Source organism: Halorientalis marina, assembly GCF_023028345.1.
In the GTDB taxonomy this organism is placed as follows: Archaea; Halobacteriota; Halobacteria; order Halobacteriales; family Haloarculaceae; genus Halorientalis; species Halorientalis marina.
In genome coordinates this window covers 2,479,035-2,499,969 of record NZ_CP095487.1, presented here as the reverse complement: position 1 = coordinate 2,499,969, position 20,935 = coordinate 2,479,035, and the positions used below count along the sequence as shown (strand labels likewise).

At 60.9% G+C, this 20,935-nt stretch carries 32 protein-coding genes, 1 tRNA gene, 1 other RNA gene and 1 pseudogene; 17 read left to right on the top strand and 18 right to left on the bottom strand.

The features are described 5' to 3' along the window. Positions 1-86 precede the first annotated feature (86 nt). The 5 genes from MUG96_RS12835 (at position 87) to MUG96_RS12815 (ending at position 4,006) form a co-directional block, all read left to right on the top strand. On the top strand, positions 87-503 hold the full coding sequence (locus MUG96_RS12835) for a hypothetical protein (RefSeq protein WP_246983354.1): 417 nt from the start codon (positions 87-89) through the stop codon (positions 501-503). 574 nt (positions 504-1,077) lie between these two features. Beyond that, on the top strand, positions 1,078-1,248 hold the full coding sequence (locus tag MUG96_RS12830) for a hypothetical protein (RefSeq protein WP_246983353.1): 171 nt from the start codon (positions 1,078-1,080) through the stop codon (positions 1,246-1,248). A gap of 266 nt (positions 1,249-1,514) precedes the next feature. Further along, the gene (locus MUG96_RS12825) at positions 1,515-1,808 is read left to right on the top strand and encodes a DUF7344 domain-containing protein (RefSeq protein WP_246983352.1); all 294 of its coding nucleotides are present in this window, start codon (positions 1,515-1,517) and stop codon (positions 1,806-1,808) included. Between the two features lie 182 nt (positions 1,809-1,990). Continuing rightward, a complete protein-coding gene (locus tag MUG96_RS12820; RefSeq protein ID WP_246983351.1) occupies positions 1,991-3,634 on the top strand; it encodes a sensor histidine kinase in 1,644 nt (547 codons plus the stop codon). A gap of 135 nt (positions 3,635-3,769) precedes the next feature. Further along, the gene (locus tag MUG96_RS12815; protein ID WP_246983350.1) at positions 3,770-4,006 is read left to right on the top strand and encodes a hypothetical protein; all 237 of its coding nucleotides are present in this window, start codon (positions 3,770-3,772) and stop codon (positions 4,004-4,006) included. Between the two features lie 63 nt (positions 4,007-4,069). Here MUG96_RS12815 and MUG96_RS12810 read toward each other — a convergent pair. Continuing rightward, positions 4,070-4,215: pseudogene (locus MUG96_RS12810) on the bottom strand (IS5/IS1182 family transposase); the annotation flags it as partial. A gap of 59 nt (positions 4,216-4,274) precedes the next feature. Between MUG96_RS12810 and MUG96_RS12805 the strand changes: the two are divergent. Beyond that, positions 4,275-4,670, top strand: a complete 396-nt coding sequence (locus MUG96_RS12805) for a hypothetical protein (protein WP_246983349.1) — start codon at positions 4,275-4,277, stop codon at positions 4,668-4,670. Positions 4,671-4,959: 289 nt separating this feature from the next. On the opposite strand, the gene ffs is transcribed toward MUG96_RS12805, so the two are convergent. Continuing rightward, positions 4,960-5,270: signal recognition particle sRNA (gene ffs, locus MUG96_RS12800), an RNA gene on the bottom strand. Positions 5,271-5,356: 86 nt separating this feature from the next. Continuing rightward, entirely contained in the window at positions 5,357-5,752 is a 396-nt protein-coding gene (locus tag MUG96_RS12795; protein WP_246983348.1) for a DUF7548 family protein, read from the bottom strand. Between the two features lie 132 nt (positions 5,753-5,884). On the opposite strand from MUG96_RS12795, the gene MUG96_RS12790 reads away from it, so the two are divergent. After that, positions 5,885-6,217 carry a DUF5798 family protein gene (locus tag MUG96_RS12790; RefSeq protein WP_246983346.1) on the top strand — a complete coding sequence of 111 codons (333 nt, stop codon included), beginning with the start codon at positions 5,885-5,887 and terminating at the stop codon, positions 6,215-6,217. Here the strand turns inward: MUG96_RS12790 and MUG96_RS12785 are convergent. From MUG96_RS12785 to MUG96_RS12775, 3 genes are all read right to left on the bottom strand, one after another. Next, positions 6,214-6,624 carry a CoA-binding protein gene (locus MUG96_RS12785; protein ID WP_246983344.1) on the bottom strand — a complete coding sequence of 137 codons (411 nt, stop codon included), beginning with the start codon at positions 6,622-6,624 and terminating at the stop codon, positions 6,214-6,216. The genes MUG96_RS12790 and MUG96_RS12785 overlap by 4 nt on opposite strands. Before the next feature lie 88 nt (positions 6,625-6,712). After that, positions 6,713-7,348 (bottom strand): RAD55 family ATPase, encoded by a 636-nt coding sequence (locus MUG96_RS12780; RefSeq protein ID WP_246983342.1) that lies wholly within the window; start codon positions 7,346-7,348, stop codon positions 6,713-6,715. Positions 7,349-7,486: 138 nt separating this feature from the next. Further along, complete coding sequence (locus MUG96_RS12775; RefSeq protein WP_246983340.1) at positions 7,487-8,347, bottom strand: geranylgeranylglycerol-phosphate geranylgeranyltransferase; 861 nt, start codon at positions 8,345-8,347, stop codon at positions 7,487-7,489. Between the two features lie 96 nt (positions 8,348-8,443). Here MUG96_RS12775 and MUG96_RS12770 point away from each other — a divergent pair. Next, a tRNA-Arg gene (locus MUG96_RS12770) sits at positions 8,444-8,518 on the top strand. A 177-nt stretch (positions 8,519-8,695) separates the two neighbouring features. Here the strand turns inward: MUG96_RS12770 and MUG96_RS12765 are convergent. From MUG96_RS12765 to MUG96_RS12735, 7 genes are all read right to left on the bottom strand, one after another. Next, entirely contained in the window at positions 8,696-9,040 is a 345-nt protein-coding gene (locus MUG96_RS12765) for a DUF5615 family PIN-like protein (RefSeq protein WP_246983338.1), read from the bottom strand. Position 9,041: 1 nt separating this feature from the next. After that, a complete protein-coding gene (locus MUG96_RS12760; protein ID WP_246983336.1) occupies positions 9,042-9,335 on the bottom strand; it encodes a DUF433 domain-containing protein in 294 nt (97 codons plus the stop codon). A 558-nt stretch (positions 9,336-9,893) separates the two neighbouring features. Further along, complete coding sequence (locus MUG96_RS12755; protein ID WP_246983334.1) at positions 9,894-10,295, bottom strand: type II toxin-antitoxin system VapC family toxin; 402 nt, start codon at positions 10,293-10,295, stop codon at positions 9,894-9,896. After that, positions 10,282-10,524 (bottom strand): antitoxin VapB family protein, encoded by a 243-nt coding sequence (locus tag MUG96_RS12750; protein WP_246983332.1) that lies wholly within the window; start codon positions 10,522-10,524, stop codon positions 10,282-10,284. Before MUG96_RS12750 ends, MUG96_RS12755 begins: the two co-directional genes overlap by 14 nt. 419 nt (positions 10,525-10,943) lie before the next feature. Then, a complete protein-coding gene (locus MUG96_RS12745) occupies positions 10,944-11,753 on the bottom strand; it encodes a nucleoside phosphorylase (RefSeq protein WP_246983331.1) in 810 nt (269 codons plus the stop codon). A 59-nt stretch (positions 11,754-11,812) separates the two neighbouring features. Then, on the bottom strand, positions 11,813-12,397 hold the full coding sequence (locus MUG96_RS12740; RefSeq protein WP_246983330.1) for a class I SAM-dependent methyltransferase: 585 nt from the start codon (positions 12,395-12,397) through the stop codon (positions 11,813-11,815). 20 nt (positions 12,398-12,417) lie between these two features. Then, on the bottom strand, positions 12,418-13,152 hold the full coding sequence (locus tag MUG96_RS12735; protein WP_246983329.1) for a helix-turn-helix domain-containing protein: 735 nt from the start codon (positions 13,150-13,152) through the stop codon (positions 12,418-12,420). Between the two features lie 89 nt (positions 13,153-13,241). Here MUG96_RS12735 and MUG96_RS12730 point away from each other — a divergent pair, with 89 nt between their 5' ends. Together MUG96_RS12730 and MUG96_RS12725 are read left to right on the top strand one after the other, a co-directional pair. Then, positions 13,242-14,354, top strand: a complete 1,113-nt coding sequence (locus MUG96_RS12730; protein ID WP_246983328.1) for an MBL fold metallo-hydrolase — start codon at positions 13,242-13,244, stop codon at positions 14,352-14,354. A gap of 4 nt (positions 14,355-14,358) precedes the next feature. Then, complete coding sequence (locus MUG96_RS12725; protein ID WP_246983327.1) at positions 14,359-15,648, top strand: MFS transporter; 1,290 nt, start codon at positions 14,359-14,361, stop codon at positions 15,646-15,648. Between the two features lie 79 nt (positions 15,649-15,727). Here the strand turns inward: MUG96_RS12725 and MUG96_RS12720 are convergent, their stop codons facing one another. The 3 genes from MUG96_RS12720 to MUG96_RS12710 form a co-directional block, all read right to left on the bottom strand. Continuing rightward, the gene (locus MUG96_RS12720) at positions 15,728-16,387 is read right to left on the bottom strand and encodes an HAD family hydrolase (protein ID WP_246983326.1); all 660 of its coding nucleotides are present in this window, start codon (positions 16,385-16,387) and stop codon (positions 15,728-15,730) included. A gap of 84 nt (positions 16,388-16,471) precedes the next feature. Further along, positions 16,472-16,747, bottom strand: coding sequence for a DUF7521 family protein (locus MUG96_RS12715; protein WP_246983325.1), 276 nt, complete (start codon positions 16,745-16,747; stop codon positions 16,472-16,474). Then, positions 16,744-17,043 carry a DUF7521 family protein gene (locus tag MUG96_RS12710; RefSeq protein ID WP_246983323.1) on the bottom strand — a complete coding sequence of 100 codons (300 nt, stop codon included), beginning with the start codon at positions 17,041-17,043 and terminating at the stop codon, positions 16,744-16,746. The genes MUG96_RS12715 and MUG96_RS12710 overlap by 4 nt, the downstream gene beginning before the upstream one ends. Positions 17,044-17,105: 62 nt before the next feature. On the opposite strand from MUG96_RS12710, the gene MUG96_RS12705 reads away from it, so the two are divergent. Genes MUG96_RS12705 through MUG96_RS12695 form a run of 3 tightly spaced genes read left to right on the top strand, consistent with a single transcriptional unit; the run spans position 17,106 to position 18,233 of the window. Beyond that, positions 17,106-17,309, top strand: coding sequence for a hypothetical protein (locus tag MUG96_RS12705; RefSeq protein WP_246983322.1), 204 nt, complete (start codon positions 17,106-17,108; stop codon positions 17,307-17,309). 10 nt (positions 17,310-17,319) lie between these two features. Then, a complete protein-coding gene (locus MUG96_RS12700; RefSeq protein WP_246983321.1) occupies positions 17,320-17,784 on the top strand; it encodes a hypothetical protein in 465 nt (154 codons plus the stop codon). Positions 17,785-17,813: 29 nt separating this feature from the next. After that, positions 17,814-18,233: a CopG family ribbon-helix-helix protein gene (locus tag MUG96_RS12695; RefSeq protein ID WP_246983320.1), complete on the top strand. Its 420-nt coding sequence runs from the start codon at positions 17,814-17,816 to the stop codon at positions 18,231-18,233. Positions 18,234-18,255: 22 nt separating this feature from the next. On the opposite strand, the gene MUG96_RS12690 is transcribed toward MUG96_RS12695, so the two are convergent. After that, on the bottom strand, positions 18,256-18,420 hold the full coding sequence (locus MUG96_RS12690) for a hypothetical protein (RefSeq protein ID WP_246983319.1): 165 nt from the start codon (positions 18,418-18,420) through the stop codon (positions 18,256-18,258). Between the two features lie 140 nt (positions 18,421-18,560). Between MUG96_RS12690 and MUG96_RS12685 the strand changes: the two genes are divergently transcribed. Beyond that, positions 18,561-18,956: a hypothetical protein gene (locus tag MUG96_RS12685; RefSeq protein WP_246983318.1), complete on the top strand. Its 396-nt coding sequence runs from the start codon at positions 18,561-18,563 to the stop codon at positions 18,954-18,956. A 2-nt stretch (positions 18,957-18,958) separates the two neighbouring features. Then, positions 18,959-19,159: a helix-turn-helix transcriptional regulator gene (locus MUG96_RS12680; protein ID WP_246983317.1), complete on the top strand. Its 201-nt coding sequence runs from the start codon at positions 18,959-18,961 to the stop codon at positions 19,157-19,159. A gap of 6 nt (positions 19,160-19,165) precedes the next feature. On the opposite strand, the gene MUG96_RS12675 is transcribed toward MUG96_RS12680, so the two are convergent. Then, positions 19,166-19,999 (bottom strand): substrate-binding domain-containing protein, encoded by an 834-nt coding sequence (locus MUG96_RS12675; protein ID WP_246983316.1) that lies wholly within the window; start codon positions 19,997-19,999, stop codon positions 19,166-19,168. A gap of 125 nt (positions 20,000-20,124) precedes the next feature. Between MUG96_RS12675 and MUG96_RS12670 the strand changes: the two genes are divergently transcribed. Together MUG96_RS12670 and MUG96_RS12665 are read left to right on the top strand one after the other, a co-directional pair. Next, complete coding sequence (locus MUG96_RS12670; protein ID WP_246983314.1) at positions 20,125-20,421, top strand: DUF7553 family protein; 297 nt, start codon at positions 20,125-20,127, stop codon at positions 20,419-20,421. Positions 20,422-20,426: 5 nt separating this feature from the next. Next, positions 20,427-20,900 carry a molybdopterin-dependent oxidoreductase gene (locus MUG96_RS12665; RefSeq protein WP_246983312.1) on the top strand — a complete coding sequence of 158 codons (474 nt, stop codon included), beginning with the start codon at positions 20,427-20,429 and terminating at the stop codon, positions 20,898-20,900. Positions 20,901-20,935: the final 35 nt, after the last annotated feature.

Genomic DNA, 20,935 nt, shown 5'->3' with positions numbered 1-20,935 from the left:
GTTGATGCTATCAGAGCGCTGCTGCATACAGAGGATGGATTCGGCACGGCACAATTGCTTAGGGAGGCGACCGACTGCCATATCATATGAGCGGTGACTCACCGCGAACGCTGGTCTCACGGGCTTCGGTTATCTGGGGGGTGGTCGGGGGGATCGTCCACGCAGGTGTGGCGACTCTGCTCTGGAATTATTGGTTTGACAATCTGGGGGAGATGCTCACGGTCAAACCACTCAATGGATCGTATATCATTCTTGGAATGTTTCTTCTCGGATTCGTCCCAGTCCTGTTCTACGTCGGTGAGGGGGTCATTGCACCTGGTATCGTCGTCGCTGTCTGCCTGCTGGTTTCAGTCGTCGGCTCGTGGCTGACGACCCCAGTTCGTGCACCTGCTGCTGTTCCGACACCATTCGCGTTGTATATTCTCTTCTGGGTCGGCGTCGTCGTTCTCGCGGGGTTGGCAGGTGGCGTGGAGTATCGGCGGATCCATCGGGCTACTGGGTGACCTGCGTCAAACCAATCACTCGCTCGCCGGCCTTCGCAGATTCGATGACCGATACGCGCGTTGCATTCAACACTCGCCACTCTGACGGATTTCAGACATGGGATGTGAGCGACCGCAAGACTCAGAACTTGCAGTCAGCAGTTGGCCATCGTTGGTTTCACACCGTTCCGGATGAATCAGCCGGTCAGTAGAACTGCCTATTTCGCACTCACTTCCTGATTGTCGAGAACAGATGAGGCAAGGTAGCTCAGGCAGAAATAGGACAGCAAGAGGACGATAATCGTCGTCAGTACGGTCATTACCGAGGAGTACCCGAACAGGTGTTCCCAGAGTTCGCTCAGTTCCCAAGAAATGAACAGTCCAACTCCACCAGCAACTCCGACGAGGAGAAACCACACCCATACTGAGTTGAAACTAGTTACGGTACTCCACGTTTCCTTGAGGGACTCTATAGGGGACACAAGCAAAAAACGACATGCAAAGGCAAAATATTTGTCTCATCCAGAAGTCACAGATGTAAGCGGTTGTGCACGATTTCGACAATATTATATGGGGATGGAATCTACTGTATGACATGACGCCCCTCCAGATGTTCGGAGCCAACCCACTAGGGAGTTTAGTGCTGGCACTTGTGATCCCGCTCTTAGTCGTTGTTTTCGGGACGTACGTGGGAGTCCTCATGGCGCTTCAGTCGTTCTTCGGTGAGTCGTCTTGGCAGGACGTCTCGACCGCTGAGAAGGAGTGAGACGTTTGCCTGCCAATCTCTGGTGCAGTTAGGATGAGCAACGGACCACGGTAGTTGGTGAAAGGTGCGTCTTCTGTACTGACCGGCTCTCTGCGCCGAGAACCGGACACTCGCTCTGCTCAGTGTGCGTGCGCACTGAGCAAATCTACGTCTGTTCACTCGGATAATCAAACGTTAGATCACTGTGAAATTGTGGGCATGTTATCTGTGTCCTGGCCGATGAACGAATATGAAGAATGTGGGGGCAGACAATCTCATTTGACGATATGGTGGACGCATTGGCCGACGTTCAGCGACGGAAGCTATTGGTTGCGTTGTTAGAGCACAATCCTCAAGACGATTCAGCAGTCGTCATTGCTGACTCCGAAAGCGAATCTGACGCGGTCGAGCGTCTCGTGTCGATGCAACACGTTCACCTGCCGAAGCTGACCGATTACGGGTTTATCGAGTGGGACGAGGACACACACGAAGTGATGAAGGGGCCGAACTTCGATGAAATCAGGCCACTGCTCGAACTACTGGATGACCACGAAGATGAACTCCCAGACGATTGGCTGTGACGTGCAATCGACACACCACTCAATGAATACCGAGAGCAAAGACGTTCTCCGACCGATACGCGCCCTGTATCGAGCGATTCAGAAGTGCCGAAAACTGGTGTGTGTGAACCGTTGTATGACACCGTTTCAGACACTGAAAACTATCAATAGAGTCTTGGCAGCAACGGTTGTCTGATCTCGTAGTGGCACTTCTCTCGTCATCCCTGATCTTTTCTCTGTACGTTACGCTGTTTGCCCTCGCGGCGCTCGCCTGTTTCGGTAGTCTCACTCGTCTCCAGCGCATTAGCGATGCAGACACGCGCCGGGGCCTGTTGGCGCTTCTCCTCACGAGTGGTGGATGGGCAACCGCACATGTCGGGCTACTCATATCGCCGACGCGGCAACTCAAACTCGGCTGGTATGTCCTCGGCCTGATTTTAGGCCTTGCAGCTGTGGGCGCGTGGCTATACTTCTGCTCGGCGTATACGAACCGCACATATCATCGCAACCCGACCTACCGCAAGCTCGCCGTCGGTGTCTTCGTCGCCCTCGTCGCTGTGAAAGTCACGAACCCCCTCCATCACGGGTATTTCACAGCGACTCCCCTCACTACGCCATTCTCCCATCTAGCCGTTGCCACAGGCCCGCTGCATTGGGCCGCAATGGGGCTGTCCTACGCGCTCGCCTTCATCGGCTACTTCATGCTCCTGGAATTGTTCACCGCGATCGACCTCGATACGCGCCCACTCGTGGTGCTGGTCGGGATTACTGGCCTCCCGGTCGCAGCGGACCTAATCGGCTATACAACGCCCGCCCTCATCGACATCACGTATGAACCCCTCGGAGTGGCCATCTTCGCCGTCGGCGTCATGTTCGTCTATCTCGACCGGTTTGAAGCTATTCAACTCGCTGCAGAACGGGACACTCCTGTGATTGCACTTGATGCGGACGGCCATATTCGGGACACGAATCGGGCTGCCCGTCAGCTCTTCACGAATCTCGCCACTGCACGCGGTGCACCACTCGATTCGATACTCCCGTCAGTGGCAGAGCGCCTCGATAGTGAAACCCCAATCCTGGAGAGACTGCACGATGGGGGAACGGGTTATTTCCGACTGACGGACACACCCTACGGAACGGCGAAACGGGGACTTGGTAGCACCCTAACGTTCACGGATGTGACCGAGCGCGAGCAGTATCGGCAAGAACTAGAACGCCAAAACGAACGTCTCGATCGGTTTGCCAGTCTCGTGAGCCACGATATGCGGAATCCGCTCAACGTGGCTCAGGGCCGGTTCGAACTCCTCCGCGAAGACCTGGAGGTAGACGACGACAACGTCGCGGCAATCGACCGGGCACTCACACGAATGGAGACGCTGATCGGTGAGATCCTCACGCTCGCACGAGATGGTCAGCAGATCGAACACTGGGATGCAGTACGGCTTTCGACGATTGTCCAGGACTGTTGGGCAATGGTTGCGACTGGCGATGCCGAGTTGACGCTCGACGATGACCTCACCTTCGAGGCGAACCCCGATCGGGTGAAGCGACTGTTCGAGAACCTCTTTCGGAACGCGATTGACCATGGAAGCCCGGACGTGACCGTCACCGTCGGGAAGCTAAGTGACCAGCCAGGATTTTACGTTGCTGACGATGGACCAGGAATCCCACCAGCAGAGCGGTCGGATGCCTTCGAAGCGGGCTACACGACTAGCGAGGCTGGTACCGGGTTTGGGCTGGCCATCGTCGCCGAGATCGTCGCTGCACACAGATGGGATATTCACGTCACCGAGAGTGAGGATGGTGGGGCACGATTCGAGATTACGGGTGTAACCATCGTCGAATGAGACTGTAGGGGCTCTGTTGAAATCCTCTTCTTCAGACATATTTTCTCCTGTAACGGCTGTTCGCTGAAGACTCCGTGTTGGCCTGCTGCTGTCTGTTTCGGTAGGATTATGAAGATACTATTAGAATTCCTATTGATGCCCTCCAAAACGAACGAACTACTCGGATCAATCCGACATCTCCTCATCGCTTGCGTCTTTTTACTCGGACTCGGGGTCGCAACGCTTGGTGATATTGCTATTGCGATTCGAGGGTATGAAACGGCAATATCAACCACCGCTCGCATGATCGGAAGTGCAATTGTGTTTGGAACACTCGTGCTGGTTTTAATCACGGTATTTCAAACAGATGGAGAGATACATTCAGGGAACTGACTGTGCTACGAAATTTGAGAGTTCCCTGTATTGAGCGATCTGTGCTTCACCTGTCTTGGCCACTCAGAGTGATCGCTCGATGTTGTGACTGAGACAGGAATAGTGAGTTCACGGGATTGCTTCCACCATCGTCGTGAGCGAACGAACGCACCGTACTTCCGCTTGAGTGTTGAGTTGACAGTCTCGGATTGACTCCGCTGACCGCAGAGAGACAAAGAGGGACTGAAGCCAAGAGTGCCCTTTTATTTCAGTGAGTTGAATGAGGCGTATGAGATCGACTCGATCACGGCGACGCTTCCTCGCTGGAATTGGGTTAGCCGGCCTTGTCGGGATCGCTGGTTGTGTCGATGGGGGCCGGAGTAGCCGGGGTGCAACTGATGTCATCATTCACAACGTTGCAGAAGTATCGCGGACAGTCGAGGTGACGGTAACGCAGCGCGGTGAGACGTCACCGAATATAGAGACCAGTTTCGACATGAATCCGCATTCGAGACAGAAGATCAACAACGAGGTGATAATGGACAGTGACTACGACGTAGAAGTCACGTATACCGACGAGACCAGAGAATCACCGTACTCAGAAACACAGGAATGGAACGACGCCGGCCAACCGCTTCAGATTCTCCTGACCGACCAGATCGTATTTGCCGTTCAGATAGGGTAACTCGATAGCGACCTGCTCATCCCGCCGTCCGCTCACGTGAGCCGGGTGCTCTGTATGAGTCGCTCCGTGGGAGATTCATACTCTGTACTGAGTGCCGATGTGCTCGTAGATCGAACGCCCGAACCGCTCGGTCCACCTGCTGGACGAACACCGGTCCGACAAGCATCCGCGCCGCGAAGCGGCCCGGTTCACCGGACGCGAGTGCAACGAGCGTCCGGCCTTTTTCGCCCACGTTTTTGCCGCGAGTGGGAGCCTGCGGCTCCCCGAGCTGGAAAAAGGTGGGATGAATGGACGGACAGCGAGATTGCCCGGCGTTCGGACACGGGTAGGCCCGCGCACCTCCTCCACCCCGCGACCCTACGAGCGACGGGTGTCCAGGGATCCGCTGCTCGCTTCCGCGCCTGACGGGGTGTCCCTGGCTAACCACGACCGAGCGTCCCTGCAGACGTCGCGTCGTGGACCGCCGCCCCCGCAGGACGAGGCTTCGACGTTGGCTTGCGGGGCCCGTGGCCGTCTGACCGGACGCCCCCGGGTTCGGTTCCCGCTCAAGACCGTAGTGCGGGCGAGGAGCAGGGCCTAACTGCCCAACCTAGTCCACCTCCATCTACCTCGCTCCCCCATAAGGGCCTTTCGGAACCGTGCCCCGTCTCCCGGTTCGACCGCGCGCGCCCCGTTCCGCGTCCGTCTCAGAGCACGTTCAGTGCGCGGGCGAACCAGAGCGCACTCACTGGAAGGAGGGCGGCGGCCGCGACGACGGCCCAGCGGTGGGCGGTGGCGATGACGAGTACGTCCACGCGCACGGTCAGTGCCCACGCGACGACGATCAACAGCGTGAACAGGCCGAGCGCGAGGGCGGCGCCGGCAGCGAGTCCGGGGTCGGTGCGTCCCTCGCGACCCGCGGCGAACACGATCAGGACGACGAGTGCGAACAGCCCTGCGAGCAGTGGATTGAGGGCGCCGGAACTGTAGTACAGCCCCACGTCGCCCGCCGACTCGGCGAGAACGTACGGCGCGGCGAGGGCGGCGAGAACCGCCAGACTTGCCACGATACCGACCGTCGGGGCGAGCCGCAGGTCGTTCATGCTCGGCCGTCGGAGTGCCCGCGACTTAACCGCGGCGTTCCCGCGTTCACGGCGCTCACGGCAGTCCATCGGTGCCGCCTTGGTCGTGCCGGAGCCGAAACGGCCACGTGGGTCCGGGAGCAACGGGTGCGTATGGTCGGACTCGGGAACACCAAACAGAAGATTCAGACGATGATCGACCAGGCCGAGAAGGCCTACACGAAGATGAACGAGGTCCGCGACGACGTGGACGAACTCCGCAACCGCGTCGAACACACGAGCGACCAGGTCGACGCCGTCTCTCACGAACTCGCCGAACAGCGCGCCGTCATCGAAGCCCTGGCCGAGAAGGAAGGCATCGACGTCGATCAGGCCATCGCCGACGCCGTCATCGACGACGCCGAGAGCAGTGGCGAAGGGGGCCAGTCGGGTGCCGAGGGGTCCGCCGACGCCGCCACTGACGAGACAGCCACCTCGAACGATTAGGCCAGCAATCGCTGGTGTTCGACCTTGAGACACCTGTCCTGGACGACCCGACGGCCGTCTTCCTCGGCGCGGGCCGCCGCCTCGTCGTCACGGATGTCGAGTTGCATCCAGATCACCTGCACGTCGTCGCGGTCGAGTGCGGCGTCGACGATCCCGGCGACCTCCTCGCTCGGCCGGAACACGTCGACGATGTCGATCTCCGTCTCGACCTCGTCGAGCGAGTCGTAGGCCTCCGTCCCCAGCACCTCGTCGGCGTACGGGTTGACCGGGACGATCTCGTAGCCCTGGCGCTCCATGTACCGGGGAATGTCGTGGGCGGCCTTCCCCGGCGTCGTCGACGCACCGACGACCGCGATGGTGTTCAGGCCCAGCACGTCGCGCAGTCCGTCGTCGCTCTCGATTGGCATACGGACACTGTGGTCGGCCGAGCGGAAAAGCGTAGCGTCGGTGCCAGCGTCCGAGCGTGACGCCCTCGGGAGGAACGGCGTCGCTGTCCTACGGTTCTGCGGCGCTGGTGTCGACGCCGGGGAGCTGGAGGGTGACGTTACGGTCCTCGTCGGTTCTGACGATGCCGTCGAACAGCTGTTTGAGCGTGTTCATCGTCTCCTCGTCGTGGGCCGTCGACTCGATAGTGTGGATGCCGACGGCGTCGGCGTTCTCGATGCGGCTCGTGAACACGTGCATGAACCGGAAGACCGTCTGGAGGTTCGAGTACATCAGCAGCGTCGACAGCGAGTCGAACATGACACGGTTCTTCTCGATCCCACGGTTGCGGTAGAACTCCTCGACGAACTCGGAGAACTTGATCCCGATGCCGGTCATGTCCACGGGCGAGGAGGCGTACTTGATCATCTCCGAGTCCCGGACGTTCCGGCCCTGGTGTTTGGTCACGCAGTCGACGATCCCGAGGTCCGTCGACTCCGGGTCGTCGAGGATGGTCCTGAAGTCGTCGATGATCCGCTGGGAGTTGTCACGGGTCGTCACGACGATCACGCCCTCGCCGGCATTCGAGCCGCGTTCCAGGGCGTCGACCGCCAGCCGTCGCTTCCCGCTCAGCGGCGGCCCGGCGATGAGGATGTTCGAACCGGGAGCGACCGTCGCGTCACCGAAATCGGGACCCAAATCATACATGGGAGGAGTTTACTGGTGTCTCCACGACGGGTGGGACGCACCGTCGTCGTTGCTTCCGAATTTTGTCCCACGGTACATATATTCTTTCGTGTCGTTCGTCCGGTGGACGCCCGTTCACCGACGATTCGCGGCGGTTCGTCAGACGAGCGTCGTCGCCCGACCCACCACGAACGCCGCCGCCGCGAGGAACATCCCGTACTTCAACCGCGCCTGTCCAGCGGCCGGGTCCGACAGGCTCTCGTAGCCCGCATACAGCATCACGAGGTCCGCGGGGACGACGACTGCCAGGTAAGCGACCCCGAACACGTCAGTGAAATAGGGGAGCGGACTCGCGACCGCCGCCACGACGAGCAGTCCGACCGCCACCGCGAGCGACCGCTGTTCCCCGATGGCTATCGGGAGCGTGTTCAGCCCCTCCTCGCGGTCGCCGGCCACGTCCTCCACGTCCTTGATTATCTCACGGGACAGCGTCGACAGCGCCGCGAGAAGGAAGAGTACGACCGTCGGGCCGACCTCGCCGACCGCCGCCCCGCCGAACAGGAACGTACTCCCGCCGAGGTAGGCAACGAGTGCGTTCCCCACGCCAGGCAGGCCCTTGAACAGCTCCGTGTAGGTCACGAGTGCGAGCAGGTTCACCACCGCGATGGCGATAGCCAGCACCGGGAGGACGGCGAGGACGAGCGCGACCGCCAACAGAAAGAGGCCGACGCTGAACCACAGCGCCGCACGCGGTGTGACCGCACCGCGCGGAATCGGCCGATCCGGATCGTTGATGCGGTCGATCTCCCGGTCGAAGTAGTCGTTGATCGCGTTGCCGGCACTCGTCGCCAACACGGTGGCGACGAAGGCTGCGGTGACGTTCAACCAGACGCCAACTGCTGTGCCCGCAGTGAGTTTGACGGCGACGAACGACCCGATGAACGTGAGGACGCCGGCCGCGATGCTGTTCACCGGCCGGGTCAACTCTGCGAGTCCGCGTCCGCGCTCGGCGAGCCCCATCGGTGAATTCTCCCGCGGTGGCGTGCATAAAGACCCCGGAACCGACCGCCCGGAACCGAGTCGTTTAACACCGAACGTCGTGTACCGCGGCGTGCCGGGCGCTTAGCTCAGTCTGGACAGAGTACTTGGCTTCGGACCAAGCTGTCGCGGGTTCAAATCCTGCAGCGCCCATACATCTGCTATGCGATAACCGCCCGAAAGCGTAGAAACCACCGGTCGAACGGGCCTGCTTATGCTTTCGTTCGATGGGCGACCGAGGGAATGTTCCGACTGGAATTCACGTACAACGAAACCCGTCGCTTTCCAGAAAATCAACCACCCCTCGACTAGTCTGCCACGCAATCTGCGTCAATCCCACGCATCGAGTTCTTCACGGCCCGCAAATTCGTCACGGCTCGGATAGGTGTCGACCATCCGTATCAACGCGGAGGCGACGCGGTAGGCGGGCATCGTGTCGTCGTAGAGGAGGACGACGCCAGCGTGGGCATCACTCGGGAGCGCTCCGAAATCTTTCACATCACTCGTGACTATCACGCGGTCGTGCTCACGAGCGTAGGGGAGGACATCATCTTCGTCGTCCGCTCCCTGTCCGAGCGTGTCTCGAACGTGCTCGGCGTCCAGTTCTTCTTTTTCGAGATACGTGGCTACTTTCGGGTCGATATTTTCGTCGAGCAGGAACTGCCACGCCGCCATGTCAGGCGCTGTCCGGTTCGACGCCGTCAGGACGCTCGATCGACTCCCGAACCGTATCAATCACGTCCTCGCGTTCAGCTTCGACGTCGCTCATCTCTCGCGGGTGATCGTGATAGTACGCGAGCGCGTGGTAGACGTCGGCTACGTCCACGTCGTATCGATCCGCGACAGTTTCGGCATCGATACCGCGTTCTTCGACGAGTGCGTACACCTGACGGACACTGACGCGATGTCCAGCGATGTGTGGCTCGCTCATAAGATCGTGAGCGACACGGCGAGTGTCCCGTTCGGCCATACCCCTCATTACCGCCCGGTGTCGCAAAAGCGTTCGCCCATGCACCGTTGCCGGGATTGTAACGGGGTCGAAGATTCGAACGAGGTCGCAAACCACCGTTCTCAGACTGCCGAATACAGCCGCCTCACGCCTGAAAGGTCGAGTCGTTCGATAGTCGAAGCGGAGCCTGCAGCGCCCATGTCTTCGAGAGGTCTAACCGCCCGACAGCGACGGGATAAAGATCGAACGAACGCGTGGTCATTTCGTTCGTCTGTCGAACTGGGTGTGTGGAGACTCAGATCCTATATTCTTCTAACCAGGGTAGTCTCCTCAGAGTCACCCGCACCTGACCTATTTGGCGTGCTGAATATAGAAGATGTAGTCAGCAATCAGCCGGTATCTGGGAGCTTACGGAGATCATTCCTCAACTTCTTCCTCACTCTCTTCCTGAACCCATCTCTGCATGGTTAACCAATCACTTACTTCATTGGGTAGGTGTGCAAAATGAGGGGCAACGGACTGTTGACTCATACCCGGCCGCCGTCCCATCGAAATCGTCATCAACCAGATTGTGGGTAACTACCGAACAATATCGATATCCATCAGTTGGTGGATTGGCTGTTTATCGAAGTCGTTCTTGTTTCTGGTCGCGAGCGTTGCGCCCAAGTCGCGAGCGATTGCGGCGATCAGGAGGTCACCGGCTCCGAGTGACGTCCCAGACGAACGCAAGAGGTTCTCGATGTCACTGGCCTCCAGCGCGGCGTCGGCATCCAGCGGTTGGACTGCGTCAACCCGCTTCTCCACCTGCCGGCGTTCCTTCCGACGTCGTGACTGTGAGCCGTAGTACGTGAGGTACTCGTACAGCCCAATCGATGGCACGATCCACTGCTCGTCCGCCCGTTGTGAGAGGTACGATTTCACCGTGGAAGCCGTGTTCGAACGGGCGAATTCTACCAGCACATCCGTGTCAAGAACGATCATCGGTCCGGCCCTTCCTCTGTTTGAGCGACTCGTTCAACTCTTCGCGCTTCTCCTGGACGTGCTCTTCCAGTTTCTCGGCCTCGTCCTCGTCGAGCCACCCGCCCATCTCCTCGACATCTTTCTCTGTTCGAGCGAGGCGGTCCAGCAGGTCGTCAAACGACTCTCCCTCCCGCTTCCTTGCCTCCAGTTTCCGTTTTGTCTCTTCGGAAATACGTATCGAACTGCTCATGACGAATACAACGTATTCACCACAAGTAGATGTTACGCTGGAGTCCAACGAACCTGGACACAGAATCGCTCTGTAAGATATGCGCCCTGTATCTCGCACCCGCATTCAGAATAGTCTGAATTCTGTTAAACCTCCTTGTGTGAGATGCCCGGATTCGCCTGTATCAGGGCCTAAAGGTGGATTCGTCCGTTCATCGAACGCACGCCTGCAGCGCCCATACATTTGGAACGGAGTAATCGCCAGACTGAGGTGCGATTATCAGTCGAACGGGTCTGATTTTGCTTTCGTTCGATGGGCGATTGGGCAAGTGGATGTCACCGGGATTCGCGTACAGCCAAACTCGTCGGAAATCAGAAAATCAATCACCGAATGATGCTGTGCCCACCATTACATCGTTCCTGAACTTATCGCTGGATACGTCAATTTAAAGATCTCCAAGCCGTAGCAGACGCGTCGATTACCTCTAGTGCATCCTGACTACCATCTGCTTCCCCTTTCTCGAAATCCTCCTCTGTCTGCCCCATTTGGTTGGTCACGTGGGCGAAGCAAACGACTGGCTGCTCTCGAACGTTGGCGAACGTGTAGAGTGCTGCTGCCTCCATTTCGACAGCAAGAATCTCGTCTGATCGGGCACGGTCGATTGCAGTCTCCGTTTCCCGAAACGGTGCGTCCGTTGTCCACGTTGCTCCCGTGTATACAGGTCGAGACACGGTTTCGCACTCCTCCACCACCGAAGCACGAAGCTCGTCATCGAGAGTTGCATAGCGACTCGTCGAATCGTAATGGTGACTCGTTCCTTCGTCGCGGAGCGCACGCTCGATGAGAACGAAGTAGGGCGGATCGTCCTTGGGTACGATCTGTCCTGAGGAAGTGACGCTTATGAGAAACTGGCAGCCTGCGGCGAACAATTGCTCTGCAAGCAGCACGGCGAACGGTGCCCCGACAGCACACCCGACAATTCCGAACTCCTCGCCGTTTCGTTCGAACCGATAGAGGTCAGTGTGATAACCGGGCCACGCTTCATCTTTGTGTGCTTCGCCGGTGGCCGACAACTGGCGGACGATATCTCCATCTGGATCGAGGATACAGATTTCCGGGACTGAGCGTTCTGGGAGATCCTTCTGGCGTCGGGCGTTCTCCAGCAGTGCTTCTGGCGAGAATACAGATGATTCGTCGAATTCTTTCGCCTCGAAAAGCGGAGACGAGTCCGGATCAGCCGAGTCAGTCATGTAGTTCGTGTTCACGGAACCCGGACAAGGATATTGTGGTCACTTGGGCAGCGTCCCGACTACCGCTGAGATAGCGGCTTTCGATGAATCTGCGCTCTCGAAGACTTGCTCGTCGGAGATACCCAAGAAGAACTCCTGGTCGCCCACAATGTATTCGAGTATCGTGTCCGCCAACGCCTCAGAGTCCCGTGATCCATCCGCTGGAAGTAGGAACCTTCTCGCCGGAGATTCGATTGAACGTACTCGGAACGTGTGTTCAACATAAGTGCAACGGGAGTCCCTCCAGGAGCGAGTACGCGAGTCGCTTCCGCGAGGACTGCATCGATATCGGGAATGAATTCGAGTGTCGAGACGGAGACGACAGCATCAACGGACGCAGTTGCGATAGGGAGCGCGGTCGCATCACCGAGAACGAACGGTGCAGAAACTCGATCCTGTGCTGCCTGGATCATCGCCTCCGAGCGATCCACCCCGATCATTTCGTGATCGGGAAAACGTTCTTCGAGCGAGCCGATGCCGCATCCAACGTCCAAAATTCGGTCGTCCGCGCTGACGTGCTGTTTCACGTACGCGGCCTCACGGTTCATGACCGCCGTCCCGAACTCGCTCTCACAGAACCGAATGAAACTCTCGACGTCGCTCATATCGTTACGAATGCTGGCACCTAATCGGCAGCCTGTTCCCCCTGTCGCGTCTCCTCGACCTGCAGCGGGTCGGCCGTCGATGTCGCGGTGACCAGGCGCAAGAACTGTCCCGCGTTCGTGAGGAGTTTGTTCTCCGCTTTCCGGAGGTGTTCTTCGTACGTCGAGCGAGCGACGGCCGTCTGGTCGGCCAGGTCCCGGAGTGAGGTTTTCCGCGGTTGCTCGTAGTACCCACTTTCCAGTGCCAATTGGAGCGCCGCTAACTGCCGGTCAGTGATGTCCTCGAACAGTTGATTCGCCGGAGCCAGCATGCTGTGGGGAATCTGTTTCTCCGAAATCGAGGTTTTCGAGAGCAGTTCGATCTCTCTGTCAGCTCGCAGATCGTCGAGCAACTCTCGAATGTCTTCACCGTCGAACGCGACCACCGTGTAGTGCTCCCAGCCCTGGCGGTAGATCGTCGGCGGCTGATACAGACAGTCGTGTTCCTCGAAGCGGTCGATGATCGACTGTTCAAGTGAACACAGGCAGGACTGCGTGACAACGTGATACCCGTCTTCATCCTCCGACTCGTGTAGAACGGTTCCGAGTTGATCGATGTCGTCAAGCAACTCGTCAGTCGGTGTCGCCTCCGATGTGATTTCCAGCACCTGGCAGTCGCTTAGCGGCCACTCACGTATTGTCAAGTCCGGGTGCCGTTCCGAAATCTCCCGGTATGGACACTCGTGTTTGACGCGGATCGAGGCCTCGTACAGACTCATACGGACGACTTCGAACTGGCCAAAATTAACAGTGCCGGTCATGTCCGGCAGCGCCTATATTCAAATATACCTGCTATTCAGGAATACCGATGCAGGAGATACCGCCGGAGGAACTCAGCGAACAGTTACAAAACGGTGACGAGGACCCGCTCGTCCTCGATATTCGCCACGAAGAGGATTTCGAGGAGTGGCACATTCCGGGTAGTATCAACGTCGATGTCTACGACGAACTAACTGCAGGGTCCGAACAGGCCAAGGAAGCCCTCTCGGATCTCCCCCGTACCGAACGGATCGTCACTGTCTGTGCTGCCGGTGTCGTCTCGGAGACCGCGACGGAAGTTCTCCAAGAGTTGGACTACGACGCGGCGACGCTCATCGACGGGATGAACGGTTGGAGCCGTGTCCACCGACACGCAGCAGTGCCAACCGACCTCGATGGCACGCTCGTTCAGGTCGCGCGGCCGGGGAAGGGCTGCCTCTCACACGTCCTCATTTCCGACGGTGAAGCCGCAGTTTTCGACCCGTCACAGTATCTCGACGAGTACGAGGCGATTCTCGACGAATACGACGCCGAACTCGTCGGGGTCTCCGACACCCATGCCCACGCCGACCACGTCTCCGGCGCTGCGGAACTCGCCGACCGACACGGCGTCCCCTACTTCCTCCACCCGAACGACGCGCTCGCAATCGACGCGACGCCGGTCGAGGACGGACAGACCGTGACGGTCGGCAGCCTCGATATCGAGGTCATCCACACACCGGGCCACAGCGAAGGGAGCGTCTCGTTCGATATCGACGGTGCTGCGCTGATCACGGGCGATACGCTCTTCCACGAGAGCGTGGGGCGCGTCGAACTCGGCGTCGAAGCGGGAATCGAAGACTCCGACGTCGAACAGAACGCCGCGACGCTGTACGAGAGCCTCCAGCGGCTGCTGGACAGACCGGACGATGCAGTTGTCCTACCAGCACACGATCCTGGCTCGCCGGAACCGCCTGTGACCGCGACCCTCGCGGAAGTCAGAGAGGGGAACGAGGATCTCGGCCGCGGCCGCGAGGAGTTCGTCGCGGAGCTCGCGTCGGATATCCCGGATCATCCCCCGAACTTCGAGCGCGTCAAGCGAACGAACGTCGGTCAGGAGTCGGTTCCTGCCGACGAGCTGGCCGAACTGGAACTGGGCCCCAACAACTGCGCCGCTGAATGAATCCATGAGTACGGGAACTAAACTCAAACAGGGAATCCGCGAGCACCTCGGACAGTTCTCACTGCACGTCCTGCTGGTGTTCGCCACCGGTCTAACCATCGGGTCCGAACGGACCGTCGTCCCCGTTCTGGGGGAAGAGGTACTCGGCGTCACGTCGTTCCTCGTTATCGGTTCGTTCGTCGTCTCGTTCGGAATCGTGAAGTCGATCCTCAACCTCTACGCTGGTAAATGGGGGGAGGAGTACGGCCGCAAGCCAGTTCTCGTCGCCGGGTGGGCGACGGCACTCCCCCTGCCGCTCATTCTCATCTTCGCTCCCAGCTGGGGCTGGATCACCGTCGGGAACGTCCTGCTGGGTATCAATCAGGCGCTGACCTGGAGCATGGCGATCAACGCGAAGATAGACCTCGCGGGGCCCGATCAGCGTGGCCTCGCGGTCGGCATCGACGAGTCGTTCGGATACACTGGCGTCGCTGTCGGTGCCTGGCTCACCGGCGTCATCGCTGGGCAGTGGAGTCTCCGTCCCGAGCCGTTCTACTTCCTCGCAGCGGTCGTCGTGCTGGCGTTTCTCGTCTCGATTTTCCTGATCAAAGAGACCGTCCAGTACGCCCAGGCCGAAGGTGACGACGACCACCACGACGCCCACCTGCCGTTCAACGAAGTGCTGAAGCGGGCGACCTACGGTGACAGGACGCTGTTCGCCGCGGCGCAGGCCGGTCACATCGAGAACTTCGTGGACACGCTGTTCTGGATCGCCGTCCCGCTGTATCTAGTGAGCCAGGGTCTTGGTATCGCGGCCGTCGGTGTCGTCGTCGGCGTCCACAGCGCGATGTACTTCCTCCAGATTGCGACTGGTGGACTCGCCGACCGCATCGGTCGCCGTCCGCCCGTTATCTGGGGGATGTTTCTCGCAGGAGCTGGCGTCCTCGGAATGGTGCTCGTCGGGGGATACCTGGCGTGGGCCGTCCTGGCCGCTATCTCCGGTCTCGGGATGGCGTTGCTGTATCCGAACCTGATGACTGTGCCGAGCGACGCCGCTCACCCGACGTGGCGGTCGTCGGGAATGGGCGTCTACCGGATGTGGCGCGATTCCGGCTACGCCGTCGGCGCGATCCTGATCGGACTCTCGATGGAGTTCGTGAACGCCGAAGCTGCATTCTACATGACTGGACTCCTGATGTTCGTCTCCGGCGCAGTCGTGTATGTCTGGATGGAAGAGACTCACCCGGACTTCGGGACACACGAGCCCCCCGCACCTGCCACGGCGCAGTCGACCCAGACAGTTCCGCAGGACTGAACGGGGCGGTTTTTCATACGGTTCGGCTTCGTACCTTGTCCCAGTCCCACCGCCACCTGCGGAGTACCTGGGGCCGTCCTCAGGCGTTACAGATTCCGTGGAGGTCGTCGAGCGAGTCGATATCCCAGGTCGGCCACACGTTGAGATACCAGTCGCGGCGGTGGGGCCGGCGGATGAACGCCGAGTCGATGCCAGCGTTCTCGGCGGCCTTGATGTCTGACTCGTTGTCGCCGACGAACAACGCGGATTCGGCTTCGAGGTCGGCGAGGGCACGTTCGAGGTAGTGGGAGTTCGGTTTTCTGAGATCGAGGCTCTCGATGGTCGCCTCACGGCCGTACGCGGTGTCGAACAACTCCGAGATATCGAAGTGATCGAGAAGAAAGTCGACCGTCTCCTGCTGGTTCGAACTGACGACCCCCATCGAGATGTCGAGTTCGGTGAGCGTCTCGACGTCTCCGTAGGGGGTCTTTCGTCCTGCGCGGGCTTCTTCCTGCTGGGCCCCCGACAGCGTCCGGTCGCGAGTGCGCCAGAACGACTCCGGTTCGAGGCCGTATCTGTCACAGACAGCGGCGACCTGCTCTGGGGTTGCTCCAATAGTCATGTCTTCGACGTGATCGGGGTCCGGGTCGGTCACACCAAACTGCTCGAACGTCTCCTCAGTAGCGTCCTGAAGAACCTCGAAACGCGTTCGACCGACGAGGACACCGTCGTTGTCGAAAACGACGGTATCGTAAGTCATGTCCCCACTTGGGGAGTCGGATTTATAAGGGTTTCAGTCGCCGTGTGGTCGGACTGTGTCACTGGTGGGGCGGGCTCCGACCGATTACCGGAGAAACGAATAGAGGAGCACGCCGAGTCCACAGGCCAGCGCGACGGACTCGACGATGTGGACCTGCGTCAGCGCCAGGTCCGTGTGCTGATACAGGAATCCTTCCACGAGGATGCCCAGCGTGATGAGCGCGAATCCGACTGTGGCGTTGCGGAGGTATTGGGCTTTCTCGCGGCGGTAGGCGCGAAAACTAATCGCCGTCGTAGCAACGCCGAGCAGGAGCAGAACGACCCGGACGGCGACCAACACCGTCGCCCAGTGGTCGGTCACGACTCGCCCTCCCTGTTGACGGACTGTCCCAGTCTGCCGCAGAGCGAGTACAGGATCACGATCATGGCGGCTGCGACGATGGCTTTCTGGATGGTACCCGACAGGAATTTCGAAAGTCCCACGACATCGAACAGGATGCCCTCGATGACGGCACCGATGCTGATGAACAGGAAGCCGATGGCGACGTACAGCATCGGCTCACTGCCGTACGCCCTGTACCCTCTGTAGGCCTGGTACGCTATCAACAGTCCCAGTCCGACCGTGACGAGTTTCCCGATGACGAGTCCGATGTGCATGATTATCTCTCCCGGATGTCGTTCCAGATGCGCGAGAACCGCTGGGCGGCGTCTTCGCGAACGTGCAGGCTGACGTCGATGGTGCCGTCGCCGATTTCGGGAACGAGGCGTGGCGACGAGGCTTCGTCAACGGTGAACTGCTCGGCCTCGTGTTGTTCATCACCGCAATCGTGGTCGGTGCCGGCCGCGTGTGGGGTCTCGATCAGTACCTCGAACGAACCACGCTCGTCGAATCGAACCCGTGGCTGCGGTACCTGCTCGGATAGGAGACGACCGATGACAGCACGTGAGACAGGGTACGAACGCGGGGACGAACTGCTGCTTGCGATCGGACTCGTCCTCCTCTTCAAACTCCTCCGGGGGCGTATCGCCGACCGGGCAGCGGCGATGCCGGACGAACAGCGTCTCCTCCACTGGAAGGCCTGGAAACTCCTGTGGTTCCTGATCGCGATGCTCATCGTCTTCGCCCTCCTCTCGCTGGTCGGGATCTACGACATTTCCGTCCTCGCCGTCCTCAACGCCTATCTGAGCATTCTGATCCGGGTCGCGTTCGCCCTCTTCCTGGTCGCCAACGTCGGTGCGGTCGAGCAGTTGCCCGTCCTCGACGGACAGGGCGGTGGCGGTTCGACGACCGCGGGCCGGCACCGGTCTCGAACTGACCACTGTCCGGGTCACGGGCTGGCAGGACCGTCGCTCGCGTCCCGCAGGAAACGGGCGGGACACGCCCGCGAGTATGAATAGTTATTACTCGTCCGGCACCGAGTTAATACATGGGAGTCGTCAGTATCTCGATGCCGGACGAACTGGAGGAACGGGTCGACGAATTTGGCGAGGAACACGGCTACACCGGCCGGAGCGAGGTTGTCCGGGAGGCCGTCCGGAACCTTCTCGGGGAGTTCGAGGACAAGCGCCTGGAGGACCGGGAGCTGATGGCTATCGTCACCGTCCTCTTCGACTTCGAGACGACGAGCGTCGAGGAGAAGATGATGCATCTCCGGCACGATTACGAGGACCTCGTCGTCTCGAACTTCCACAGCCACGTCGGGAACCACTACTGCATGGAGCTGTTCGTCCTCGAGGGGCAACTCGAGGACATCTCGACGTTCGTTGGCAAGATACGGGCCACGAAAGACACCGTCTCCGTGGACTACTCGGTCCACCCGGTCGACGACATCAGTCCGCTGTCCTGACTCCGGTCTCCGCCGACACCGTTCACTCCCCGTCCTCGACGGCGTGATGTGGACCGACCGGCCCGTGCTCCGGGCACGCGCCGACGATTTTCGTCGCGTTCAGACAGCAGGCCCGGCGCCCGGTCGCCACGAGGTCCTGGCGCAACTCCGCCCCACAGAGTCGACAGCACAACGTCTCGTCGGCCATATCCGCACTTCGGCCGCCAGCGCCTTAGCTTCGAGGCCGCCACTGTGGCGGGGCGTTCACACGACCGCCAGCTTTATTAGTAGGTGTAAAGTACACTTTACTGTAAAGCGAGCTTTACAATAGCTCGCGTTCCCACACCCATGACAACCACTGAACGCATCCGGATCGGATCGCCGCGGACGACATACGTGTCGCTATGGATCGTCGCGGCGCTCGGATTCACGGGACTGCTCCTGCTTGGTCGACAGCTCGCCGCGGTCGGGGTGTTCGCCCTCGCCGCTCTCGCTGCGGTCGCGTACCAGCGGGTCGGCGACGTCCGATTCGACGAACGCGACGACGAAGTGCTGCGCACGGCTGGTGCCAACACGATCGGCACGGTCGGTATCGCGTCGGCGGTCGTGTTCCCGTCGCTCGTCGTCGCGAACGCGCTCGGCTACTACGAGTGGACGCCGTTCATGGCGGGCGTCGGGGTGACGATCGCCGCCATCTACCTCCTCTGGCTGGGCACCCTCCTCGTCGCCCGAGCGAACCGCTGACGATGGACAACGACCTACGCGAACGGCGCGAGGCCGCCGACATGAGCCAGGCGGACCTCGCGGAGGCCGTCGGCGTCACGCGACAGACGATAAACAGTATCGAGCGCGGCCGCTACGACCCGTCCCTCGAACTCGCCTTCCGCCTCGCGCGCTTTTTCGAGGCCAGCATCGAGGAGCTCTTCGACCCCGACCTCGAGGACTGAGGGCGGTCACTCGATCGGTCGCCGCTCCGGATACCCCGCCGGGACGGTGAATCCACGTTCCCGCAGGCGTGAGTGCCCGATGACGAGCCGATCGACCCACTGCCGCCCGCGCTCGGTCAGCGCCGTGGCCGCGTACCTGATCGGGGTCCCCGGGAGTCGCTCGCCGTCGACCTCGACGGCGACCGAGCCGTAGTGGTCGGCCATATCAGGGTCCGAGAAATCGATGCGGGGCGGCAGATCGACGGTCGGCAGGCCCCGCTCGACGGCCATGCTCTCGTAGACGAACGCACAGTCGAGGCTCCCGCCGTCGACGAGGTTCGTGATCTCCGTCTCCGGGTGGATCGAACTCCGACGCAGGACCGCCTGCCCGTCGACGTCGGACGCCTCGGCGAGACGGAGCGCCATGACGGTGCGGTAGCCGAGCGGGTCGACTGCGGGGTCGGTCCGGCCGACCCGGATGTCCTCGGCGCCGAGCGCGCTCGCCCAGTCCGACTGCAGTCGATCCGCGTACGCCGAGTCGCGGTCGTACGTGAGCGCGAGCGCGTTCGTCGCGAACAGCCGCGCTGAATCGGCGATCCCCGCCAGCAGGCGCGGGTCGGCGACCGCGACGGCGTCCGGCTCCCGGGCGCCGTCACGGACCAACTGCCGGACGGCCGCGCTCCCGTGTGCCTCCACCGCCGCGTCGCCGACCGCTTCGGCGACCCCCAGGAGGCTCCCCGCGACGAGGGTCGACACGCGACCGTCGCTCCCGCCAGCGTTGAGACTGAGCGCCGTGACGCCGACGCCACCCGCTGCGGCGCCGCCGAGCAGCCCCGAAACCACCTGTCGTCTCGTGACCATTGTAACCGTTTCTGGTGTCGTAATAGAATACATGAAGTAAAATAGGTTTCCCCAGCCGGATTCGACGGGCGCGAGAGCGGTACGATGGGTGGACTTTTCACGCACGGGCGACGTAGGTTCGGACAATGACGAGACCACGCCTTCGAGAAGCGAATCGGGAGGTGCTGGACGCCATCGCGACGCCGCCGGACACGGGGGTCGAGGGCGACCTCGACCGGATCGCCTCACACATCTACTTCCTCGCGGAGGAGAAACCGATGGCGCCGGACCACGGCCGGCTGTCGCTGCTCCGGTACAAACTGCGCGAACTCGAGGAGCGCGCCCACGGCGACCGGGTCGTCGGCATCAGGCGCGCCCGGGAACTCCTCGCCGACTTCCAGCGCAACAGACGGGCCGAAACGCGGGCGACGACCGAGGGGTGACTCCCGTGGCCGACCACGCAGTCGAGCCGACGCCGACCGTCGACCACGACGCACCCGGCCACGTCACCGTCGTCGGCGAGGACATCGCGGTCGTGGCGCTCCCCGAACGCGGCGACACCGACGACGACCCGCTCCCGACGACGACGCTCGAAACCGGCTTCTCCTGTGACACCGGGACGAGCGCCGCCGGGGAGTGGTACGGGGTCCCGGTGACTGCCCTCCTCGACCGGGCGCCGATGCCCGACGACACCACCCATCTCGTCTTCCGCGCACGGGACGGCTTCCAGGTCTGTGTCCCCGTCTCGGTCGCCATCGAGGGCCTCGTCGCGACGCGGCTCGACGGCGAAGCGATCCCGGACGCGGAGACGCGCGTCGTCGCGCCCGCGCTGGAGAGCACGCGCAGCCTCCGCGACGTGACCGTGCTCCGTGCCGTCCACCTCGACCCCGGCGAGGACCGGGCCGACTACGAGTCGCTCTGAGCCGTCGGCGCCTGACTGGCCCGCGGTCCCGTCCG

Excerpts from the sequence above, each read along its gene's own strand:
- MUG96_RS12725 (WP_246983327.1), top strand. The coding sequence starts at position 14,359 with ATGAGTACGGGAACTAAACTCAAACAGGGAATCCGCGAGCACCTCGGA.
- MUG96_RS12735 (WP_246983329.1), bottom strand. The coding sequence starts at position 13,152 with ATGAGTCTGTACGAGGCCTCGATCCGCGTCAAACACGAGTGTCCATAC.
- MUG96_RS12765 (WP_246983338.1), bottom strand. The coding sequence starts at position 9,040 with ATGGCGGCGTGGCAGTTCCTGCTCGACGAAAATATCGACCCGAAAGTA.
- MUG96_RS12805 (WP_246983349.1), top strand. The coding sequence starts at position 4,275 with ATGAGATCGACTCGATCACGGCGACGCTTCCTCGCTGGAATTGGGTTA.
- MUG96_RS12720 (WP_246983326.1), bottom strand. The coding sequence starts at position 16,387 with ATGACTTACGATACCGTCGTTTTCGACAACGACGGTGTCCTCGTCGGT.
- MUG96_RS12740 (WP_246983330.1), bottom strand. The coding sequence starts at position 12,397 with ATGAGCGACGTCGAGAGTTTCATTCGGTTCTGTGAGAGCGAGTTCGGG.
- MUG96_RS12825 (WP_246983352.1), top strand. The coding sequence starts at position 1,515 with ATGGTGGACGCATTGGCCGACGTTCAGCGACGGAAGCTATTGGTTGCG.
- MUG96_RS12675 (WP_246983316.1), bottom strand. The coding sequence starts at position 19,999 with ATGGTCACGAGACGACAGGTGGTTTCGGGGCTGCTCGGCGGCGCCGCA.
- MUG96_RS12745 (WP_246983331.1), bottom strand. The coding sequence starts at position 11,753 with ATGACTGACTCGGCTGATCCGGACTCGTCTCCGCTTTTCGAGGCGAAA.
- MUG96_RS12795 (WP_246983348.1), bottom strand. The coding sequence starts at position 5,752 with ATGAACGACCTGCGGCTCGCCCCGACGGTCGGTATCGTGGCAAGTCTG.
- MUG96_RS12780 (WP_246983342.1), bottom strand. The coding sequence starts at position 7,348 with ATGTATGATTTGGGTCCCGATTTCGGTGACGCGACGGTCGCTCCCGGT.
- MUG96_RS12710 (WP_246983323.1), bottom strand. The coding sequence starts at position 17,043 with ATGCACATCGGACTCGTCATCGGGAAACTCGTCACGGTCGGACTGGGA.
- MUG96_RS12685 (WP_246983318.1), top strand. The coding sequence starts at position 18,561 with ATGACAACCACTGAACGCATCCGGATCGGATCGCCGCGGACGACATAC.
- MUG96_RS12760 (WP_246983336.1), bottom strand. The coding sequence starts at position 9,335 with ATGGCCGAACGGGACACTCGCCGTGTCGCTCACGATCTTATGAGCGAG.
- MUG96_RS12680 (WP_246983317.1), top strand. The coding sequence starts at position 18,959 with ATGGACAACGACCTACGCGAACGGCGCGAGGCCGCCGACATGAGCCAG.
- MUG96_RS12700 (WP_246983321.1), top strand. The coding sequence starts at position 17,320 with ATGACAGCACGTGAGACAGGGTACGAACGCGGGGACGAACTGCTGCTT.
- MUG96_RS12830 (WP_246983353.1), top strand. The coding sequence starts at position 1,078 with ATGACGCCCCTCCAGATGTTCGGAGCCAACCCACTAGGGAGTTTAGTG.
- MUG96_RS12670 (WP_246983314.1), top strand. The coding sequence starts at position 20,125 with ATGACGAGACCACGCCTTCGAGAAGCGAATCGGGAGGTGCTGGACGCC.
- MUG96_RS12815 (WP_246983350.1), top strand. The coding sequence starts at position 3,770 with ATGCCCTCCAAAACGAACGAACTACTCGGATCAATCCGACATCTCCTC.
- MUG96_RS12690 (WP_246983319.1), bottom strand. The coding sequence starts at position 18,420 with ATGGCCGACGAGACGTTGTGCTGTCGACTCTGTGGGGCGGAGTTGCGC.
- MUG96_RS12730 (WP_246983328.1), top strand. The coding sequence starts at position 13,242 with ATGCAGGAGATACCGCCGGAGGAACTCAGCGAACAGTTACAAAACGGT.
- MUG96_RS12695 (WP_246983320.1), top strand. The coding sequence starts at position 17,814 with ATGGGAGTCGTCAGTATCTCGATGCCGGACGAACTGGAGGAACGGGTC.
- MUG96_RS12750 (WP_246983332.1), bottom strand. The coding sequence starts at position 10,524 with ATGAGCAGTTCGATACGTATTTCCGAAGAGACAAAACGGAAACTGGAG.
- MUG96_RS12835 (WP_246983354.1), top strand. The coding sequence starts at position 87 with ATGAGCGGTGACTCACCGCGAACGCTGGTCTCACGGGCTTCGGTTATC.
- MUG96_RS12775 (WP_246983340.1), bottom strand. The coding sequence starts at position 8,347 with ATGGGGCTCGCCGAGCGCGGACGCGGACTCGCAGAGTTGACCCGGCCG.
- MUG96_RS12785 (WP_246983344.1), bottom strand. The coding sequence starts at position 6,624 with ATGCCAATCGAGAGCGACGACGGACTGCGCGACGTGCTGGGCCTGAAC.
- MUG96_RS12790 (WP_246983346.1), top strand. The coding sequence starts at position 5,885 with ATGGTCGGACTCGGGAACACCAAACAGAAGATTCAGACGATGATCGAC.
- MUG96_RS12755 (WP_246983334.1), bottom strand. The coding sequence starts at position 10,295 with ATGATCGTTCTTGACACGGATGTGCTGGTAGAATTCGCCCGTTCGAAC.